General features: G+C 69.2%; 15 protein-coding genes and 1 tRNA gene. 13 read left to right on the top strand and 3 right to left on the bottom strand.

The features are described from left to right. Positions 1-4 precede the first annotated feature (4 nt). The 12 genes from glp to HMPREF9719_RS05060 all read left to right on the top strand — a co-directional run bounded on the left by glp (position 5) and on the right by HMPREF9719_RS05060 (position 12,884). Positions 5-1,288 (top strand): molybdotransferase-like divisome protein Glp, encoded by a 1,284-nt coding sequence (gene glp / locus HMPREF9719_RS05115; RefSeq protein ID WP_004600912.1) that lies wholly within the window; start codon positions 5-7, stop codon positions 1,286-1,288. A 23-nt stretch (positions 1,289-1,311) separates the two neighbouring features. Beyond that, a complete protein-coding gene (locus tag HMPREF9719_RS05110; protein WP_004600911.1) occupies positions 1,312-2,001 on the top strand; it encodes a GNAT family N-acetyltransferase in 690 nt (229 codons plus the stop codon). 142 nt (positions 2,002-2,143) lie between these two features. Further along, complete coding sequence (gene sepX, locus HMPREF9719_RS05105) at positions 2,144-3,523, top strand: divisome protein SepX/GlpR (protein ID WP_004600910.1); 1,380 nt, start codon at positions 2,144-2,146, stop codon at positions 3,521-3,523. A 105-nt stretch (positions 3,524-3,628) separates the two neighbouring features. Beyond that, positions 3,629-3,701, top strand: a tRNA-Ala gene (locus HMPREF9719_RS05100). A 486-nt stretch (positions 3,702-4,187) separates the two neighbouring features. Next, a complete protein-coding gene (locus HMPREF9719_RS05095; protein WP_004600909.1) occupies positions 4,188-5,144 on the top strand; it encodes an AAA family ATPase in 957 nt (318 codons plus the stop codon). Further along, complete coding sequence (locus tag HMPREF9719_RS05090) at positions 5,141-7,759, top strand: S8 family peptidase (RefSeq protein ID WP_004600908.1); 2,619 nt, start codon at positions 5,141-5,143, stop codon at positions 7,757-7,759. The genes HMPREF9719_RS05095 and HMPREF9719_RS05090 overlap by 4 nt, the downstream gene beginning before the upstream one ends. A gap of 483 nt (positions 7,760-8,242) precedes the next feature. After that, entirely contained in the window at positions 8,243-9,133 is an 891-nt protein-coding gene (locus HMPREF9719_RS05085; RefSeq protein ID WP_004600907.1) for a GIY-YIG nuclease family protein, read from the top strand. 105 nt (positions 9,134-9,238) lie between these two features. Then, positions 9,239-9,880, top strand: coding sequence for a TenA family protein (locus HMPREF9719_RS05080; protein WP_004600906.1), 642 nt, complete (start codon positions 9,239-9,241; stop codon positions 9,878-9,880). 99 nt (positions 9,881-9,979) lie between these two features. Continuing rightward, positions 9,980-10,822, top strand: a complete 843-nt coding sequence (locus HMPREF9719_RS05075; protein ID WP_004600905.1) for a trimeric intracellular cation channel family protein — start codon at positions 9,980-9,982, stop codon at positions 10,820-10,822. Between the two features lie 241 nt (positions 10,823-11,063). Further along, positions 11,064-11,246: a hypothetical protein gene (locus HMPREF9719_RS05070; RefSeq protein ID WP_004600904.1), complete on the top strand. Its 183-nt coding sequence runs from the start codon at positions 11,064-11,066 to the stop codon at positions 11,244-11,246. A gap of 208 nt (positions 11,247-11,454) precedes the next feature. Continuing rightward, the gene (locus tag HMPREF9719_RS05065) at positions 11,455-11,688 is read left to right on the top strand and encodes a hypothetical protein (protein ID WP_004600903.1); all 234 of its coding nucleotides are present in this window, start codon (positions 11,455-11,457) and stop codon (positions 11,686-11,688) included. Positions 11,689-12,209: 521 nt separating this feature from the next. Then, complete coding sequence (locus HMPREF9719_RS05060; RefSeq protein WP_004600902.1) at positions 12,210-12,884, top strand: trimeric intracellular cation channel family protein; 675 nt, start codon at positions 12,210-12,212, stop codon at positions 12,882-12,884. A 905-nt stretch (positions 12,885-13,789) separates the two neighbouring features. Here HMPREF9719_RS05060 and HMPREF9719_RS05055 read toward each other — a convergent pair. After that, entirely contained in the window at positions 13,790-15,010 is a 1,221-nt protein-coding gene (locus tag HMPREF9719_RS05055; protein WP_004600901.1) for an IS110 family RNA-guided transposase, read from the bottom strand. A 335-nt stretch (positions 15,011-15,345) separates the two neighbouring features. Here HMPREF9719_RS05055 and HMPREF9719_RS05050 point away from each other — a divergent pair, with 335 nt between their 5' ends. Next, a complete protein-coding gene (locus tag HMPREF9719_RS05050; protein ID WP_004600900.1) occupies positions 15,346-16,245 on the top strand; it encodes an LPXTG cell wall anchor domain-containing protein in 900 nt (299 codons plus the stop codon). A gap of 919 nt (positions 16,246-17,164) precedes the next feature. Here HMPREF9719_RS05050 and HMPREF9719_RS05045 read toward each other — a convergent pair. Both HMPREF9719_RS05045 and HMPREF9719_RS05040 read right to left on the bottom strand, forming a co-directional pair. After that, entirely contained in the window at positions 17,165-18,769 is a 1,605-nt protein-coding gene (locus HMPREF9719_RS05045) for a GMC family oxidoreductase (RefSeq protein WP_004600899.1), read from the bottom strand. Positions 18,770-18,870: 101 nt separating this feature from the next. Continuing rightward, positions 18,871-20,361 (bottom strand): aldehyde dehydrogenase family protein, encoded by a 1,491-nt coding sequence (locus HMPREF9719_RS05040; protein ID WP_004600898.1) that lies wholly within the window; start codon positions 20,359-20,361, stop codon positions 18,871-18,873. Between the last annotated feature and the right edge of the window lie 172 nt (positions 20,362-20,533).

Below are 20,533 nucleotides of genomic sequence, written 5' to 3'. Positions count from 1 at the left end.
ACCGATGCGTTCCGTAGACGACCAGCTCGCCCTGGTCACCGACGCCGCCGTCGCGCCGAAGCCGGTGCGGATCTCCATCGTCGACGCGCTCGGCATGATGTGCGCCGAGGAGGTCGAGGCCGACCGGGCGCTCCCGGGATTCGCGCAGGCCGCGATCGACGGATATGCGGTGCGCGCCGTCGACGTCGGCGGCGAGGCCGGGCTCTCTGGCCGCCACGCGCTCGCCGACGGGGAGGGCCGCCCCGCCCCCGCGAGCGCGCCCAGCCTCCCCGTCGTCGGGGAGATCCAGGCCGGCTCCCAGCAGCCGCTGCGCCTCCAGCCGAAGCAGGCGATGGGCGTGCAGACCGGCGCTCCCCTGCCCTCGCTCGCGGACGCTGTGCTGCCGCTCGCGTGGAGCGACCGGGGCCGGCGCCGCGTCGTCGCGCGCCGCCCGGTACGCTCCGGGGACTTCGTGCGCCGCGCCGGCGACGACATCCGTCCCGGCGACGTCGCGGTCTCCGCCGGCAGCATCTTGGGCCCCGCGCAGGTGGGGCTGCTCGCCGCGGTGGGCCGCGGCAAGGTGCTCGTCTACCCCAGGCCGAGGGTCTCGATCATCTCCGTCGGCTCGGAGCTCGTCGACATCACCCGCCAGCCCGGCCTCGGCCAGGTCGTCGACGTCAACTCCTACGCGCTCGCCGCCGCCGCGAAGGAGGCCGGCGCCGAGCCGCACCGCGTGGGCATCGCCGCCGGCGAGCCCAGGCGGCTGCGCGAGATCATCGAGTCGCAGCTCATGCGCAGCGAGATCCTCGTCATCGCCGGCGCCGTCGGCGGCCGCGCCAGCTACACGGTCCGCCAGGTGCTTAGCCGGCTCGGCGACATCGACACCGAGCGCGTCGCCATGCACCCCGGCTCCGTGCAGGGCTTCGGGCTGCTCGGCGAGAACCGCGCGCCCGTGTTCCTCCTGCCGAGCAACCCCGTCTCCGCGCTCGTCATCTTCGAGGTGTTCGTCCGCCCCGTCATCAGGCGCTCGCTCGGGCGGCGCGCCGCGCTGCGCCGCGAGGTCAACGCCCGCATCCTCAACCACCTCGACTCCCAGCCCGGCCGGGAGGGCTTCGTGCGCGCCCAGCTCATGCGCGACGCCGAGACCGGCGACTACCTCGTCGAGGCCCGCGGCGGCGCCGGCGGCGCGCCCGCCCACCTGCTCGCCGGCCTCGCGGAGGCCAACGCCATGGTCCACCTCCCCGCAGAGACCACCCACGTCGCCCCCGGCGAGGTCGTCTCCGTGCGCTTCCTCGGGCAGCGCTCCTAACAAGGGCAGGGCACGGCCGACAGGTGGTATTCGACCTCTTCGGACAGCAGCGCGGGCCGGGCCGCCGCTCCGCGCGCGAGCCGCACCCCGGCTGGCCGATGCCCACCGAGGCCGTGCGCCTGCCCGACGGCGCGCGCGTGCGGCTTAGGCCCGTGCGCGCCAGAGACGGCGGGGAGTGGCGCCGCCAGCGCCTCGCTGACGAGCCGAAGCTCCGCCCCGTCGAGCCGACCGTGCCCGGCGGCTGGGCAGCCAGCCACACCGCCTCGGCGTGGTGGAGCTACTTCCTCTCGCTGCGCCGCCTCGCGTTCGCCGGGGAGCTCATCCCGCTCGCCGTCGAGGTCGACGGGCGGTTCCTAGGCCAGCTCACCATCGGCTCCATCCAGCGCGGCACCGTGTGCGAGGCGTGGCTCGGCTACTGGGTCTTCTCCCCGGCCACCGGGCGCGGCGTCGCGACCGCCGCGACCGCCCTCGGCGTCGACCTCGCGTTCGGCGCCGCCGGCCTCCACCGGCTCACCGCCACCTTCCTCCCCGAAAACCCCGCCTCCGGGCGCGTGCTCACCGGCAACGGCTTCCGCGTCGAGGGGCTCTTGCGGCGCAACATCCACATCGACGGCGTGTGGCGCGACCACTACCTCGCCGGGCTCAACCGGGAGGACTTCGCCGTGCCCGCCGTCGAGCGGCTGCGCCGCGCGGGCCGGCTGCGCCGTCCATAGCCGCGGCGTGGGACGGGCCACCGCGGCCGACCCCGCGGCTAGAATTGGGCCCCTCAACGCCGCCGCGCAGCCCGGCCTTCCGGGGCAGGCGCCGGCCGCGTGGTCCGCCGTCCCACCCACCTAGGAGGATGACTCACAAACCATGACCGGTGGCCTCCTCATCGTCGCGCTCGTCGTGGGCTGGCTCTTCCTGCTGGCCCCGCTCGTCGGAAAGAACTGGAAGGGCATCCGCAAGGCCGGCCGCGGCCTCGAGGACACCCGGCTGCTCCACCAGGGCGGCGAGGACATCCCCGGCAGGCGCGCCCGCCGCCGCGACGGCGAGGGGCTCGGCGACCTCGACCGGCGCGCGGTCGAGGCCTACGAAAACCAGCGCGAGGACGACGACCTCTACGCCGGGCTCGAGGACGAGGAGCGCGCCGCCGGCGCCTACGACGCGGGCGAGGACCCCGCGCCCCGCGACGCCGCGGCCGGGCGGGCGCGCCGGGCCGGCCGAACAGTTCGCGACGAGGAGCCCGCAGAAGCCGGGGCCGAGGCGGACGCGGCCCGCGGGGAGCGGGCGCTCGCCGCGACCGGCGACGTCGTCGACGCGGAGGTCATCCCCGGCGAGGAGCCCGAGGCCCCGGCCGGAACCGAGGCCGAGGACATCGAGGACGCCGAGCTCGTCGACGACGAGGCGGACGCGGCCTCCGGCGGCGAGAACGCCGCCGGGTTCCCCGGGGACGCGAGCGACGAGGCCGACGATGCCCTCGACGAGGAGGCGGGCGACGAGGATTCGTTCGCCGCGAGCGACGCGTACCTCGACCCGGGCGACGTCGACCCCACCGCCGGGCGGCCCCGCGGCCGAGCGGCCGCGCGCCGCGCCGAGGCCGAGGCCACCGACGAGCCCGACGAGGCAGACGCTTCCGCAGAGCGCGAGGACGACGACGCCGAGCCCGCGGCCGCCGCGGCCGAGGACGCCCCGCGGCGCGGCGAGACCGCCGACGACGCCGAGAGCCCGGCCGAGGACGACGACTCCTCGGAGGAGCTCACCGAGGAGGAGATCGCGTTCGCACGCCGCCGCAGCGGCCGCGGCGGCTGGGACCCCGAGACCGACGCCCAGGAGAGCTCGTCGCGCTACCAGCGGCGCGCCCGCGCGCTGCTCGTGCTCGGCGGCGTCGTGGTCGTCGCGGTCGTCGCCGCGGCGCTGCTCGGCGGCTGGTGGTGGGCGCTGCCCGTCGCCGCGGGCGCGCTACTCGCCGCGTACCTCGTCGCGCTGCGCGGCCAGGTGCGCCAGGAGCAGGCGCTGCGCCGCCGCCGCATCCGCCAGCTGCGCCGCGCGCGCCTCGGCGTGCGCCACCGCGACGACGAGCGCCTCGGCATCCCGGAGCGGATGCGCCGCCCGGGTGCGGTCATCGTCGACTGGGAGGACTCCAGCCCGGATTTTGACCTGCTGCCGGTCGCGCCCGCCGGCGCGAAGCGGGACTTCCCCGAGGAGGCCCCGCGGGAGCGCCAGACCGGCACCCTCGAGCGGGCGGCAAGCTAGCGACAACCCGCCTCCGAGCAGCGGTTTTTCCGCTCGCCGGGGCGGGGTGTACACTTCCTATTCGTGCCCGACAGGGAGGATAACCACTCCCGCTACGTCGGACATGGGGCTATAGCTCAGTTGGTAGAGCGTCGCGTTCGCAATGCGAAGGTCAGGGGTTCGATTCCCCTTAGCTCCACAACGACCATCAACCCCAGGCCTCAGGCCTGGGGTTTTCTCGTGTCTGCCTGCGTTTTTCCGCGGCGCGTGGTCGTCCGAAGGCCTCGGTCCGAGGCCGGAATCCGGCCGCCGCAGCCCACGATTAGCCCACGCAAGGACACAGATAGGCCACGGGCAGCGCCGCGCAGCGGCTACTCGAGAAGCAAGCGCGGCGTCACTTGCTAATCGCCAACAGCGGGCTCGGTCTGCTTTCCCCGCGGCGCCGGACTCGCTCGGAAAGGATCCACCCGCACCTCGGATTGTGGGCCAACAAACGGGTCCTGAGGAAACGGTAGCGGGAGCCCATGTGGCAAGGACGCGTCTTCGTCAGCCGCACCGCCGGGGGGAACATGGATGGACACCGCCGAAATCTGATGCGGCGGTCGCTCTGGCTGCTCACCTCGACAGTCCCGCCTCCCCACTAGGATGTCGGGGTAGTGGCGGCTAACGGTTCAAGGGGGCAGACATGGCGCGCGCCGACCTGCTGGTCGACCTCGTCGATGCCGAACGGCGTGGCGACCGGGATCGCTTTCGCGTCCTCGTCGAAGCCTTGATCGCCGAGGAGCGAGCCAAACAGCACCACCTCGTCGCCGATCGCCTATCAGAACTGATCACCGCCACGGGGCAGAACGCGCCTCGTGATGCTCATACAGAAACCGTCGGCGACCTGGTCCAGCAGATTGTCCCCCAAAGGCGCTTGGAGGACCTCGAGCTAGCTGCCGTGCCTCGCCGCCTCCTCGCCGAGCTGGTCGAGGAACACAAGCGCTCGGACCTGCTGCGCAGCTATGGGATCGAGCCGCGCAATCGGATTCTTCTGTCCGGACCGCCCGGCAACGGTAAGACGAGTGTCGCCGAGGCCATCGCCGCGGAGCTCATGCTGCCCCTCTACGTCGTCCGCTACGAGGGCGTCGTGTCGAGCTTCCTCGGTGAGACCGCGGCTCGCCTCGACAGTGTCTTCGAGTTCGCCCGCACCCGCCGGTGCGTGTTGTTTTTCGACGAGCTGGATTCGATTGCCAAGGAGCGGTCGGACGCCCACGAGACGGGAGAGATTAAGCGCGTGGTCTCGACGCTGCTGCTACAGATCGATCGTCTTCCGCCGCACGTCCTCCTTGTGGGGGCCTCGAACCACAGTGAGCTGCTCGATCGCGCCGCGTGGCGGCGGTTCCAGATTCGTGCCGAGCTTTCGCCGCCGAGCCGTGCCCAGGCGACGCGTTTCCTCGAGCGGCTTTCTGCCAGGCTCGGCGGCGATCTCGGCTATTCGCCGCGGACCCTGGCGGACAAGCTCGCGGGCGCCAGCTTCTCCGAGCTGGAGGAGTTTGCCCTCGACGTGCGGCGCAGGATGATCCTCGAGCTTCCCGACGGTGATTCCCGGAGGATCGCCCAGGAGCGCCTCGAGCACCGGCGAACCGAGGTTGTGGGATGACCGCCGAGCCGCGGCCGCTCCTCGCGTTCGGCCCGCCGGCGATCGTCGCTCGGCCGAAATCGAAGAATCGCGTCATGCCGCAGGTGTCCACGCCGGGAGCCAGACGTCAGGGTGAGCGGCTGGCCCCACAGTTCGCAGAGCTTCGCGCGGCCTTCGACGCGGAGCGTGCCCGCCTCACCGCCGACTCGCCCGACGAGGTGGATCCGGCCCTGGTGGTCGTTTTCGACCTCGCCGGAAGCGTCAGCGATTTCCGCAAAGCGATCGACAACATCGACGGGCTGGAGTTTCTCTCCGAGCTGATCGGGGAGCAATCTGATCCCGACGACGACTTTCACATGGTCGAGCTCGACGGCGGCAGCAAGGACAAGCCCGTCGACCACTCCCTCTACCTGGTCATGTCGAACGTCACGGCGATCGATCAGATCATCAAACTGTTCGAGGCCTGGCGGCGGGATCCGAAGGCGAGATTCGCCCGCGGGCTCGGCAAACTCAAGGCGGCTTTCGGGCAGCTCACCGCCATCAGGCGCTGGGGCCCGGAGGATCGCATCCGGGAGACCGGCCTCCGCGATGAGTGGGAAAAGTGGGTCGAAGAGCTCGGCGGCATGCAGAGCTCCGTGATCGTTGAGGTCGAGTTGTGGTACCGGTCCGACGCCGACGAGCGGGCCGCGGCCGAGGCCCACGTCGAGCGGGTCATCGCGGACAGCGGAGGCCGGGTCATCGATCGTTCCCAGATCGCGGCGATTAACTACCACGCAGTGCTCGCGGAATTGCCGGAACAGCAGGTCCACTCGCTCCTGACCAATGGCGCCGGATCGGTCCAGCTCCTGGCCACGGACCAGGTCATGTTGGTCAGCCCGTTCGCCCCAATGAGCGTCGCGGCGCCCTCACAAGACATCGGCGTCGCTCTCGAGCAGACAACGTCAGCGGGGCCTTCCTCCGACGCTCCCAGGATTGCACTGCTGGACGGTTTGCCATTCGAAAACCACGACCGCCTGGCGAAGTGGCTGATCATCGACGATCCGGACGCGGTCGGCGAGCATTATCCGGCGTCCGCGCGTCACCACGGCACGGCTATGGCCTCGTTGATCATTCACGGTGACCTCTCCGTCGTCGACGAACCGATCGATCGGCCCCTCTACGTGCGGCCGATTATGCGTCCGCCGGATTTCGGACAGGGCGAGGAGCAGGCTCTCCCGGACCGCCTCTTCCCCGACCTTCTGCACCGCGCGATCAGGCGCATCGTCGAGGGCGATGACGGCCGCGGCGCAGCGGCCCCGAGCGTGCGCATCGTCAGCCTCTCCATCGGCGCATCCACGCGAGCGCTCGTGAGCAGGATGAGCCCCGCGGGACGGCTGCTCGACTGGCTCGCACGCACCTACAATCTGCTGTTCATCGTGAGCGCCGGCAACCACCACGGCCCGATCACTATCCCCGCTAAAGAATCGAGCGACCCCGAGTCTGTGCGGTCCGCTGCGATGCGGGCTGTTCACGGTCGAGCGCGGCCTCGCGGTATCTACCCGCCGGGCGACGCTTTGAATGCGCTGACAGTGGGGGCGACCCACACCGATGGCGGCGGCGAGTACGAGGTGCCGGACACCGTTTGGGATATTACCCACAAGGACGGGCCCGCCTACTACAGCGCGACCGGGCCTGGGGTTGGCCGCTCCGTGAAGCCTGACGTGCATCACACCGGCGGTCGGGCGTTCTACAGCCGACCCATCGAGATACCTGATTCGCGAGGGACCGTTACAGTCAACGTCGCTCCGACGATGGCGGCCGGCCCCGGGGTGAAGGTCGCCGCCCCCGGGAGAGCGGGAGCAACCGACAACGCGATTTATGGGAGCGGCACGAGCCATGCGACGGCGCTGGTTACCCGGGAGGCCAGCAGACTCTTCGACGTCTTGGAAGCCGGCACCGACGATCTCGAGGACACGCCGTTGCCGGGAAAGCAATACCGCCCGCTGCTCGTGCGAGCCTTGCTCGCCCACGCGAGCAGCTGGGGAGTCTGGGAGGAGAGCTTCCGCCGGGAACTCCAGCTGGAGTCGCGGCAGGCCCGCAGGACCCTGACCGCGCTGCTCGGATACGGACGTCTCGACACCGAGCGGCTCGGCGCCGGAGCCGCGAATAGGGCCGTCCTCGTAGGAGGAGGCACGATAGCCCCCGACGAACGCCACACGCACGAGCTGCCCCTTCCGCCGTCGCTTCGGGCGCGTGCAGAGTGGCACCGCGTGACCATCACGCTGGCCTACATGGCCCCTACGGTGAGTCACCTCAACCGCTACCGCGGCACGAAGGTGTATTTCGACACCCCAGACAAGGGCCTTGCCGGCGGGAAGCGCATCGGCGCTGAGCACAACGCAGTGCGACGGGGAAGCCTCCAGCACGAGATCATCGAGGGCAACAGCGCCATGGTGTTTGGCGACGGAGAGTCGTTTCCGATCCACGTCGACTGCATGAACGACGCCCAACGCCTCGGAGCTGACGCGCACGTGAGGTACGCCCTCGTTACGTCCATCGAAACGGCAGAACAGACGTCGACCACGATTCACGACGAGGTACGAGCAGGGTTACGACAGCGGGCCCGCTCTCGCGCGCGCAGCAGACTCCAGCCGTGATCCGAGCCTCAGCAAGCCACGTGTGCGAAGCCAGCAGCTAAGCCTGATCCCGTGTTACTCCTCGGGCGCCACCTTGCATCGTAGGATTCGGCCGTCGTACTTGTGCGAGGAACGACGGCGCTGCGCACGCGCGCGCACCAGAGCAGTCGGGTCACCCGCCGCCTCGATACAGACAGATCGTGGGCGTGGTTGAGCGCCCAGACTCGTCGAGGGGTCCGGTCGGTATCCTCGCGCCGGAGAGTTGGTCGCCGGGGAAGCTACCGATGAGCTCGGGCCTGAAGACGACGACCGCTTGTTGGATTCCACCCGGCGATCGCTGTGCCCCGGTCTGCAGCTGGCACGAAGAACGGATTTGGCGTCACTAGGCTCACGAAGGTGCTGGGGTCCTGCGTTGACCGCGTACCTATTAGGGGCCAGGCCCAGTCCACGGGCTGTTCCCACCAACGACGAGCGAAGACGAGACACGCCCGAGAGGAGAGTCCCATGCCGGCCGCGCAGACCGTGACGCTGTTTCTCATGGATGGCACGCCCACCGGGCGGATCAAGTGCACGCTGAGTAACTGGATCGGGCCGGTCTACGTGCTGCCCCGCACGAGCCTGAGCGCCAGCACGCGCCGCGAGGAGCTCACCCGAAGCGGGGTCTACCTCTTGATCGGCGAGGACCCCGCGACCGGCGAGCCCACCATGTACGTCGGGCAGGCGGCCAGGCGCGCCAACGGCAGGGGAGTGCTCGGCCGGATCCTCGAGCACAAGGCCGACCCCGCGAAGGACTACTTCACCCGGGCGATTGCCGTGGTCGCCGCGGACGATTCCCTCGGCCAGACCGAGATCACCTACCTGGAGAACGCCCTCCACGGGCTGCTGAAGGACGCGGGGCGGGCGCGCGTCGACAACGACGTCGTGCCCGCGCCGGGCACCGTCACTGAGGAGAAGCGCGCGGAGCTCGACCAGTTTTTGGAGTTCACGCGGCTGGCGATCGGCTCGCTCGGCTACCCGCTCACCGAGCCCGCCGACCCTGGGCGCCCCGCGGCGGCCCCGGCGGGTGGGGACGACGGCGGGCGGCCGGGGTCCGGCGAGCCGGAACTCTTCCTCGACGCGGCCGGCGCCGCGGGGCGGGGCCGGCGCACCCCGGAGGGCTTCGTCGTCTACCGCGGGGCCCGGTTGCGTGGGGAGGTGAGGCCCTCGGCGCCGGCGTCGGTGGCCCGGTCCCGGGAGCTGCTTGCCGAGCGCATCGACGCGGCCGGGGTGCTCACCCGTGACACGCTGTTTGGCTCCCCGTCGGCGGCCTCGTCGTTCCTCACCGGGAGCTCCACGAACGGGCTGACACTGTGGCGCGATGGCTCGGGCGCGAGCCTCAAGGACCTCGAGGGCTAACAGCTTCTCGCCGCGCCAGCCCCACGGAGAAGTTGCCTTGGTCGGGCCCTTCCGCGCCGCCCCGGGGTTTGTTAGGCTGCCGGAAACACCAGGGGAGGTTGAGACATGTCACAGAGCTTCAGCGAGACCCTCCGCGAGGAGAACCGCGCCGGCTGGGACCGGGCAGTGGGTCACCGCTTCGTCGACGAGCTCATCGACGGCACCATCGCCGACCGGCGCATTGCCCTCTACCTCATCCAGGACTACCGATTCTTAGACGAGTTCCTCACGCTGCTCGGCGGCGCGATCGTCGCCGCCGACCGGCTCGAGGCGCGCTTAAGCTTCGCCCGCTACGCCGGGGAGGTCGCCGGCGACGAGGACGACTACTTCCAGCGTTCCTTCGCGGCCCTCGGGGTGACGGACGCCGAGCGCGAGGAGACCCCCGACTCCAGGGCCGCCACCGGGTTTAGGTCCCTCATGCGGGAGGCCGCCGAGTCCGGCAGCTACCCCGCGGTGCTCGCCGTGCTCGTCGTCGCCGAGTGGCTCTACGCCGACTGGGCGAGCCGCGCCGAGGGCAAGCCCGCCCCGGCAAGCTTCGTGCACCGCGAGTGGATCGAGCTCCACTCCGGCGAGGACTTCGCCGCCCGCGTCGACTACCTCCGCTCCGAGCTCGACCGCGTCGGCCCCGGCGACGAAGAGTCGGCCCGCGAGTTCTTCCGCCGCGCCGTAGTTCTCGAGGGGGAGTTCTTCGACTCGGCCTACGCCTAAACATTGGCGGCCCCGGGGCCCGGCGTGCGGCGCGCTGGGTTCGCCCCGCGCGGTACGGGCGGTCTCTTACGGAGCCAAAGCGCGTCTTAGTATTGCGGCATGAACGATGCCAGCCCGACAGTCGGGGCAATCTACGACGCTCTCGATCTCCTCGGGGTGCTCCTTAACGGCATCCTCGGGGGAACCATCGCCCGCAAGCGCGGCTTCGACATCATGGGCTTCCTCGTGCTCGCGCTGCTCTCCGCGCTGGGCGGCGGGATGATCCGCGACATGCTCCTCGACAAGGGCACCGCCGCGGCGTTCGCCGACCCCTGGTACCTCGTGCTCGCGTTCACCGGGGCGCTCGTCGCGCTCGTGACGAACTTCAAGGGCCGCACCTGGGACATCGTCAAGTCCCACCTTGACGCCGTGGTGCTCGGCGCGTGGGCCGTCACCGGGGCGAGCAAGGCGCTCGCCTTCGGCCTGCCTCCGGTGTCGTGCGCGGCGCTCGGCGTGGTCACCGCCGTGGGTGGCGGGATGGTGCGCGACGTCGTCTCCGGGCAGATCCCCAGCATCTTCGGCGGCAGCCCCCTCTATGCCATCCCCGCGGTGCTCTCCTCGGTGTCGATGGTGATCTTCAGCTCCGCGGGGCTCACCCAGACCGGCATGATCGTCGCCCCGCTACTCGGCATGGGCTTGGCGATCCTCGCGTTCTGGAAGGGCTGGGTCATGCCGGTCACCACGGAGTGGGCACCGGTCAACTACAGCGCCGCGCACATGGGCAGCTTCGCGCGCCGCGCGGTGGGCGCCGGGCGCCGGCGAGTCAACCGCGGGCGCGACGCGCTGCGCCACCGCCGCACGAAGAACCCCTTCCTGCCCGGCAGGGGCAACAGCGTCGAGGAGATCCGCGGCCGGCTGGTTCGGCACCTCCACCGGCTGTGGCGGCAGCGCGACGAGGACTAGGTCGCTCGGCCCGCGCCGGGCTGCCTGAGTCCGGCTAGACCGCGGGATTTCTTGCGCGCGGCGCGCCGTCGTCGAGCGGGCGTCCGTCGGCCTCGTGCCTCGCGTCCGCGGGCGTTCGTAGCATCATCTGTCGTTCCCGCGGGCGTGCTTTGCGCCCCCGTGGGAACGGCGGGCGGGGCGGCCGCGCGGCCGCCCCGCCCGCCGGGCACACCGAAGCCGGTGCAGGAAAGGAGGAAGACCAGTGGGAGTCCCCGACAACGCGCGGGAGACGGCGCGGATCCTCGGCGAGAATCTCCCCGTCGTGCTCCTCGCCGTCGCGGTCCTGTGCGGTGCCGCCGGGCCGATGCTCGCCGCGGCGGCACTCGCCGCGGTGTTCGCCTCCCGGGCGCTGCGCGCCTGGGTGGTGCGCCGGAGCCGGCGATAGCCGGCCGGGCGACCCCGCCGCCCGCGACCCGGTTGCTGAGCCACCCGGGGCGTGGGAGGCGGGGTTTACCTCGGAGGGCGCTCCCGGGGCCGCATTCCGTCCTGAAGCCGTTAGTTACAATGTCAAAAATAGACGGCCCGTGTCCCGAATCGCGGCGCGCGGGCCCCGGGGGGACAGCCTCGCTCGCGTTGAAGGGGAGGTATCCGAGGTGACTCCGAAACTCATCGACGACGACACCGGCGCGGAGCTGTGGACCGCGCGCCAGTGCGCCGAGCACGCAGAGATCAAGCGCTACACGTGGATGGCGTACGTCTCCCGCAGGCAGGCGCCGGGCCCCGCGGGGCGGTTCTACGACAGCCCGGTGTGGGACGCCGACGAGGTCCGTCGCTGGGCGGCCAACCGCAACCCGCGCCGCCGCGGGCGCGCCCAGCCGGGGCAGTAGCGCCGGCATGGCGCGCGGCCGCGACCGCCGGCGCTGGCGCGTCGCGCGGCGGCTCGCCGGTCGTGGTTCTCGTCCCAACAGGCGGGCATTTATTGACCGTATTTCGGGAAATTGAAGGAGAAATGGCGCGGCGGGTAGATCCCTCCCGGATTTCAGTGGCGTGAGGCGAGATTAGTAAACAAAAAGTGAATTTGGGCCGACGGCCGCGGCCGAGGGGGAGGCCAGGCTCGGGCTCGGTCGTCGGCACCCAACCACCGTGGATATCGTTGTTGCTCCTGGTCAGGACGTTTGCGTCGGTGCGCCGGGGAAGCTCAGACCTCTCGGTGGCGCGGGGATATTAGCCCCGCCAAGTGATATGTTGAGCGTTCCGCTCTTCTGTGAGTGGAGATCCACAGCGCTAATAGAGTGAATGTGATCGCAAACGAATCGTTCAGCGCGGTGAAAAACCCGCCGGCTGGTAGCCTAAGGCCGGATAACGGGGAATACTCGTCCGCGGTGAGCGATAAGGAGTGCGTCGGGCCATGATCGACCTGCACGACGTCACGTCGGGCATCGAGTTCGTCTATCTCGTCCTCGACCTCTTCGGGGTCGCCCTCAACGGGCTCCTCGGCGGGGAGATCGCCAGGCGCCGCGGCTTCGACATCATCGGCTACATCATCCTCGGGATGCTCTCCGGCCTGGGCGGCGGGATGATGCGCGACATGCTCCTCGACCGGGGCACGGCTGTCGCGATCCACGACTGGCGCTACTTCGTCGCCTCGCTGGTCGGGGTGCTGTTCGTCTACTTCTTTCACCCGCAGGGCCACAAGTTTCAGCTCTTCAAGTCGCACTCCGACTGCGTGATCCTCGGGCTGTGGGCCACCATCGGCGCGCGGCGCGCGCTCCAGTTCGGGATGCCGCCGCTGTCGTGCATCTTCCTCGGGCTGCTCACCGCCTGCGGCGGGGGCATGGCCCGCGACGCGGTGGCCGGGCGCACCCCGTTCATCTTCGGCAAGAGCCCGCTCTACGCGGTACCGGGGATCATCTCTGCGGCGATCATGGTCGTCTTCTACGGTCTCGGCTACGAGTACACCGGGATGCTCATCGCCCCGACGGTGGGCGCCGCGATCGCGATCGCGGCGTTCTGGAAGGGGTGGATGCTGCCCGCGGCGATGGAGACCTCCCCGCTGCGCCGAGGTGTCGCCGAGCCGGCCTAGCACGCCTTTAGCAGCCAGCCCGCGCGGGTAGCGAGGTTGAGCCGTCAGTGCTCGGGAACCACGGGCCAGCGACGATACTACGAGCGCTCGCATCGTATCCACGTTTCCCTCGTCGCACGCGGGCGACGTGTGCGTTCGGGGCCGAAGTGCCACGGGCGCGCTCATGTGTGGGCCGTCGCCTCGCGCGGGTCCGGTTGGCCGAGCACGCCGGGATGCGGTTGGTCATGAGCGCATGAGACCACCGACGTCGATTCCAGCCGGCGGGGCGACGGGCATGCCCGTCGGTGGCGTTTTCGATGGGGTCCGCCGCTCAGGTCTAGGGCGGTGCTTCGACGTGACGGAGTTTGTCAGGCTCTTGCGCAGATGGCGGTTCGCGCGACGACGGCCGTGCATGAGCCTGATCGGATTGTAGGATAGTCCCAGAGGGATACGGGGCATCGGGCTGGTAGCCACAGCGGCGGGTCGCGAACAACCCGAGCCGGCAGTCGCTCGCGAGCCTCGAAGATATGATGCGGCGGAGCGGAGCCTCTGACGAGCACAAAAGAAGCGGCACGGGTGTCCCGATGTGGAGGACTGAAACTAGCCAAGCATTGCGTCCCCGCATCCAGGCTGGCTGTGAGGCGTGCTTTGCAGCCGAGTATTGCCCGCTGTGCCTACCGACGATTTCGCGTGTTTCTGCCGCGCGCCGGTGGCTCGGAGCGATAACAGGGCGAGCATCCAGTCTCGCGATGAAGCCCAGAAAACTCTCGGGCACGGCTTCGGTGGGGGGTGTCCCTATGTCTGGTGTCAAGCTGTAGCAGACGCCCGGCTACGGATGGGCTACCGGGCGTAGCCCCGGATCCGGGCGCACTTGATCGCGGCGCCTGCATGGCTGTGTGTGCAAGCGTCGTGCCAGGTCTGTTGTGCTAGGCGGCCGCCAGGATGGGTGTTCGTGGTTCGTCTCGGAAGAACTCTTTCCTGGTCAGCATCGCGTAGATCATGTTGCACCGACGACGTGCCAGGCACATCACCGCCGCGTTGTGGCGTTTACCCTCGCGTCGTTTCCGCTGGTAGTAGTCGCGTGAGGCTTCGTGGCAGTTAGTGGATATCCAGGCCGATCGAAACAGCGCGTTCTTCAAGCGCTTATTCCCGGCCCGGGACGGGTGCTCTCCTCTGATCGATGTTCCCGATCTTCGAGTCGTGGGCGCGATGCCGGCATAGGAGGCTAGATGTGCCGCATCGGGGAAGTCAGAGCAGTCGCCTACGGCCATCAGGATCGAGGTAGCGATCCCCACACCCACCCCGGGGATGGATGTCAAGATTTCATAAAGAGGGAGGGCATCGACCACCTCGTTGACCTCGGCGGCGATCAGGTCGCGCTGTTTTTTGAACATTTTGATGTTGGAGGCGAGCAGCGGGATCGTGCGTTCGATGGCGCTGGTTCCGGGCACTACGACGGTCTGTTGGTCTAATGCGTGGAAGATAGCCGCGACGAGATCGGTGTGGTCGCCTCGGCAGCGCCGGTTGATCCAAGCGGTGACACGACTCTTGCCTGCCGCCCGCAGCTTGGTGGGTCCGCCGTAGTGTTCCAGCAGGTCAAGAACGGCACTACGGGTGATCGTCCCGCCCGCGAAGACACGTTCTAAGGCTGGGTGGATCTGGAGCAGGGCGCTGCGTAGCCGGTTGATGGTGCGCGAACAATCGCGGGTGATGTCCTCGTCGAACCCGGCGAGCGCTTTGAGGGTAGAGAGCGCTTCGTCGTTGTGGTCGACCTTTCTCAAAGTGGCTGGGATGGTGCGGGCGGTCTCGGCGATGATGAACGCGTCGCGCTTGTCGGTTTTCGCCGTGCCTGGGTGCAGGGCGGCGGCTTTGCGCATCGCTAAGCCGGGAAGGTACGCGACGGCAACACTGCAGTCGCGGGCGACGGCAACGGGAAGAGCGCCGATGGTGTTGGGCTGGTCGACGACGAGAAGCACTGGCCCGTGGGCTTGGAGGCTGGTGAATAGGTCTCGGAGTTTGCTCTCGTCTTGGGGTAGGGGTTTATCGAAGTATCGGCGGCTGCCGTCGGCGGACAGGGCGCACGCGTGGTGGCTTGTTTTGCCGACGTCGAGGCCGATGATCACCTTGAATGAGGTGGCCGCGGTCATGGTTCACTCTTCGGGTGCGATAGCGGAATATGGGGAAAGATCGCTGGTCATGACGCGGCAGGCAGACATCCACGTTACGTTGAGACTTCACCGAATCTTCGTCGGGAGTCATGTCCCTATTGGCCGTCGAGCGCGTCTTGCTACCTCGGTGGCAACACCCCCCCGGATCATTGTTCAGACAGGGCAGGACAGCCATGCCGAGGCCAGCGACCGGTCCCGAGCCTAGCTGGGCTGGCCGGGACGCGAACCACGGTAACGGGCACCGTAGCGTGCCCAGTGTCCACACATGTTTTTCGGCCGGCGTTCAGGTGCGGCCAAACGTATTGGGAGGATACATGGCATCTCTGTCCAAGAAGACGCTCGCGGGTGCGGCTGCCTCTGCCGTGGCGCTCGCGGGCCTGGCTGTCGCGGCGCCGCAGGCTATCGCGCAGGAGAACAACAACGCGGTCGCAGACAACTCGCAGGCCCCGCACAGCGATTTCAAGCTCGCCGCGGAGGCCCTCAACAACAGCGGCCCTGACGAGAAGCGTGTGGACCACCGCCAGGTGGGTATTCGCTTCACCTGGAGCGGTCTGGACACGGGGGCGCTTTCTGATTCCGACAACGTCACCTTCGCTATTATCCCCGCGGACGCACCCAGCTCGGGGATCAGGGCGAAGGAGCATCGCTCTATCGTGGCCGACATCAACGACCTGAGGCCTCGGGGTGACGGGTCGTTTGGGGCGAACGGAGGCGCGATCGTCGGCGATATCAACTGGGGTGTCAAGCCCAACGATGTCGTGGGTGCCCACGACATTGACATCATCGCGTGGATCGGGCCGGGCGAGTCCTCCGATGAAAACCTGTTGGGCCGCGCGCCGGTGGAGCTCGGTGAGCTGGATCGCGCGATCCTTGGGCTGGAGGAGCCCAGTCTGCGCGGTCAGTACGCCCCGGAAGGTGAGGCCGAGGCTCCCGAGGGTGAGGACAACTCCCCGAAGGGTGAGACCGAGGCTCCCACGGAGGAGTCGAACCAGCAGCAGGTCCCGGAGGCCGAGCAGCCTTCCACGAATTCGGCTTCGGCCCCGGTGCAGCAGGTCTCGTCGGGTCAGCCTGCGCCGGCCCCGGCCCGGACCGCGAGCAACCAGCAGGGTGTCCTTGCTAACACCGGCGCCTCCGTTGCTGGTGTTGCTGCCCTCGGTGGCGTGGCTCTGATGATCGGTCTGGGTGTGCTGGCCCTTCGCCGCCGCAACGCCTAATCGGTGTTCGCACTAGACCTATTGCCCCTCGAGTAAGTCGGTGTAGTTGACGCCCCGTCGGGACAGCAAGCTGTTCCGACGGGGCGTTTCCGTTTGCCCGATGGGGTGGCCTCATTGCGGGACGGTCAACAACGCATGGCTCACGGCGCGACGTGGCAGAGTCAGCCCTATCCCGCGCATCATGGTGCCTTACAAGTGTGCCGCGGTTATCTGGCGGACCGGCTTCGTATGTTCGTGATGGAGAACTGTTTCAGCTTACTGAGGGTTTCCCGACCGTTTTCTTACCGAAGCGCGTGGCATGTGAGTCGTGGTGGTTGTGTGGCGTGAACCTGAGCGAAGGGGTCATTAGTGAAGCGTCGTTCGTGCCTCTTCGGAGCTGCGGGGACTAAATCACGTCTCATCGCAGGGGCAGCTCCCGCACACGATGGTCTCGCCGGGAGAGTTTTTCGCGCATCGTGCCGAATCGCCGGTATGCTCCCACGCTGGCTCTTCTCGTGGGCGGATGTGGACTATAGCCCGGGAAGCCGCGCTTCGTAGGACACGATAGTGATAGTGATCGGTACAGTCGTGTTTTAGGGGATATGGCACGGCGCAGAGCAGGTGCGTCGTGCCCGGTTGAGGAGGGAACTCCGTGCCACACGATTGATCGGCCTCATTCCTGCCGGTCGGGAGATCACCGTTCCCGCGAACAAGCATGAGAACCTCGATGGTGGCGCGGGGGAATTCCCTTCTTTACCTGGCGGCTTGCGCACCGTTCCACCGGCGGTGACATGGCCACTACCCAAAGGCCTGATGCCGCCGGGGGTACGGGTGGCTGGTGGCGGTTCACCGGGACAGAGGGTGCGACCGCCCCGGCGCCCGGCATAGAAAGCGGGACGTCGGGCGTGGATCAGCGCGAGTCTGCGCCGGTGGCGGTGAGCTACCCGCGGGTGATGAGGTCCGCGGCCTTCTCGCCGATGAGCATGCAGGTGATGTTCGGGTTGACCGCGACGATCTGCGGCATGATCGAGGCGTCCACCACGCGCAGGCCCTCGGTGCCCTTGACTCGCAGCTGCGGGTCGAGCGGCGCGGACTCGTCGTCGGGCGCGCCCATCTTCACCGTGCCGACCGGGTGGTAGACGGTGTTGTGGGTCTTCTTGACGTACTCGCCGATCTCCTCGTCGGTGGTGGTGTCCTCGCCGGGGAAGAGCTCGCGGCCCTTGTACTCGGCGATGGCGGGCTGGTTCATGATCGTGCGCGCGAGCTTGATGCCCTCGACCGCGATACGGAGGTCGTAGCCCTCCTCGTCGGTGAAGTAGCGCGGATCGACCTTGGGCTTGTCGCGGTAGTCGGCGCTGCGCAGCTTGACCGTGCCGCGCGACTTCGCGTGCGGGATGTTCGGGGTGAGCGAGATCGCGTCGTCGGCGGTGGGGTAGCCCTGGCGCACGGTGTGCATGTCGAAGGGCACGGAGCCGTAGTGCATCATCACGTCGGGCAGGTCGGCGTCCTTATCGCCGTCGAGGCGCGCGAAGATGCCGATCTCCCACCACTGCGTCGAGCGACGCGTCATCGGCTTCGCCGCTTCCCAGGAGATGACGGCCTCCGGGTGGTCCTGGAGGTTCTCGCCCACGCTGGGGGCGTCGACGAGGACGTCGATGCCGACCTCCTCGAGCTGTTCCTTCGGCCCGATCCCGGAGAGCAACAACAGCTTCGGGGAGTCGATCGCGCCCGCGGAGAGGATCACCTCGCGGTTCGCGCGGAGCTGTTTCTTGCGGTTGAAGGGGTTGTCCACGTATTCGATGCCGACTGCGCGGGTGCCGTCGAAGAGCACCCGGGAGACCTGCCGGTCGGTGAGCACGTCGAGGTTCCCCCGGTCGGAGATGGGGTGGAGGTAGGACACCGACGACGAGGCGCGCGTCCCGTCGGCCTTGCGGTTGACCTGGAAGAAGCCGGCGCCGTTGACGACGGCCTCGCCCTCGTTGAACTTTGAGCGCGGCAGGCCGGCCTGTTCGGCGGCGTCGAGGATCGCGACGCCGACGGGGTCGTCCTCGGGCACGTCCATGAGCTCGACGGGGCCGTCGTGGCCGTGGTTGTCGCCGGGCCGGGAGTTCGTCTCGAGGCGCTTAAGGAGCGGCAGGACGTTCTCGGGCTCCCAGCCCTTAGCGCCCATCTCGACCCACTCGCGCAGGTCGCCGGCGGGCGTGTGGAAGGCGATGCACGAGTTGTGCGAGGAGCACCCGCCGAGCACCTTGGCGCGGGCGTGGCGCATGAACGAGTTGCCGTTTTCCTGCGGCTCGACGGGGTAGTCCCAGTCGAGGCCGGACTCGAGGAGCTCCGGCCAGCGCTCGAGGTCGAGGACCTCGTCGAGGTCCTTGTCGTGCGGGCCGGCCTCGACCAGCGCGACGGTGGTCTCAGGGTTCTCGCTGAGGCGCGCGGCGAGCGCCGCGCCGGACGAGCCGCCGCCGACGATGATGTAGTCGTAATCCTCGCGCGGCGGGTCGGGCAGGGTGGACTTGTTGGCCTTCGGGTCGGTGGAATACGGCATAGCTTTTTTCGGTCGCGCCTTTCTTCGCTGTGGTGGTGGAGGTGGATTCCTGGGCCTGGCCGGGGGAGCATGCCCCGGCCAGGGCAGGCGGGTGGGGCCGGCTAGCTTTGGGTCTTGTCGGGGAACCAGCCGGTGACCGCGGGCTCGGTGTTCTCGTAGATGTGCTTGGCCTCCTGGTACTCTTCCAGGCCCGTGGGGCCGAGCTCCCGGCCGATCCCGGAGTTCCCGAAGCCGCCCCACTCGGCCTGCGGCACGTAGGGGTGGTAGTCGTTGATCCACACCGTGCCGTGGCGCAGCGCCCGCGACACCCGGTTCGCGGTGCCCGAGTTCGAGGTCCACACCGCCCCGGCGAGCCCGTAGTCGGTGTGGTTCGCGATCTCGACGGCCTCGTTTTCGGTGGCGAAGGTCTCGACGGTGATGACGGGGCCGAAGCCCTCCTCGACGACCGCGGGGTTGTCCCGCTCGCAGCGGTCGAGGACCGTGGGGGAGTAGAAGTGGCCGTCGCGGTGCTCCGGGCCGCCCCAGTCGCCGCCGCAGCGCAGCCGGGCGCCGGCCTCGATGCCGCGCTTGACGTAGTCGGTGACCTTCTCGCGGTGCTCCTTGGAGATGAGCGGGCCGGTCTCGGCGTCCTTGTCGAAGGGCCCGCCCATGACGATGCCGCGGGCGCGCTCGACGAGGCGGTCGACGAAGTCCTCGGCGATGGACTCCTCGACGATGAGGCGGGTGCCCGCGGAGCACACGAGCCCGGAGTCCATGAAGCCCGCGTTGAGCGCGTTGTCGAGCGCCGCGTCAAGGTCCGCGTCCGCGAACACGACGTTGGGGTTCTTGCCCCCGAGCTCCAAGGCGACGCGCTTGATGCCGGGCGCGGCGGCGGTGGCGATCGCCCGGCCGGTCTTCAATCCCCCGGTGAAGCTCACCAGGTCGACGTCCGGGTCGGAGGACAGCGGCGCCCCGGCGGTCGCGCCCGCGCCGAGCACGAGGTTCGCCACGCCCTTGGGCAGGCCGAGCTTGTCAAGCACGTCGACGATGAGGATCGCGGTGTGCGGGGTGAGCTCCGCGGGCTTGAGGACGAACGTGTTGCCCGCCGCGAGCGCGGGAGCGATCTTCCACGAGGCCTGCAGAAGCGGGAAGTTCCACGGGGTGATGAGCCCGCACACGCCGACCGGCTCGTGGACGACGCGGCTGATGACCGTGTCGTCGCCGGCGTCGACGAGGCGGCCGGGGTTCTGGTCGGCGATCTTGCCGAAGTAGCTGAAGCAGTTGGCGATGTCGTCCATGTCGCCCTCGGCCTCGACGAGGCGCTTGCCCGTGTCGAGGGCCTCGGCGCGGGCGAACTCGTCCTTGCGCTCCTTGAGCTGCTTGGAGACCTCCAAGAGGAGGTCGCCGCGCTGGGCCGCGGGGGTGCGGCGCCACTCGCCGCGCTCGAAGGCGGCGCGTGCTGCCTTGATCGCGGCCCGGGTGTCCTCCTCGCCGCCCTCGGAGACGACGTCGACGGTCGTGCCGTCGGCCGGGCAGGTGATCGTGCGCGTCGCCCCGGAGGCCGCCGGGACCCAGCTCCCGTCGATGAAGAGGCTCGCGGGATTATCCGCCATAGGTGTCTCGTCCCATCCTTTCGCGCGTCTGCTCGCGGGCGCCCGGGGCACCGCGCGCCCGTTGTCGGGCGCCCGCCTGGTGGAACCCAGGATAATTATGCGGCGCGCCCGCCGCGGAAACCCCGAGGCCACGCCCGCCGGCACGCCCCGGCGCGGCGGCGGCGCGTTGCGG

The sequence above is a fragment of the Corynebacterium otitidis ATCC 51513 genome, assembly GCF_000296405.1.
Lineage (GTDB): Bacteria > Actinomycetota > Actinomycetes > Mycobacteriales > Mycobacteriaceae > Corynebacterium > Corynebacterium otitidis.
This window is presented reverse-complemented; position numbering and strand designations above follow the sequence as displayed.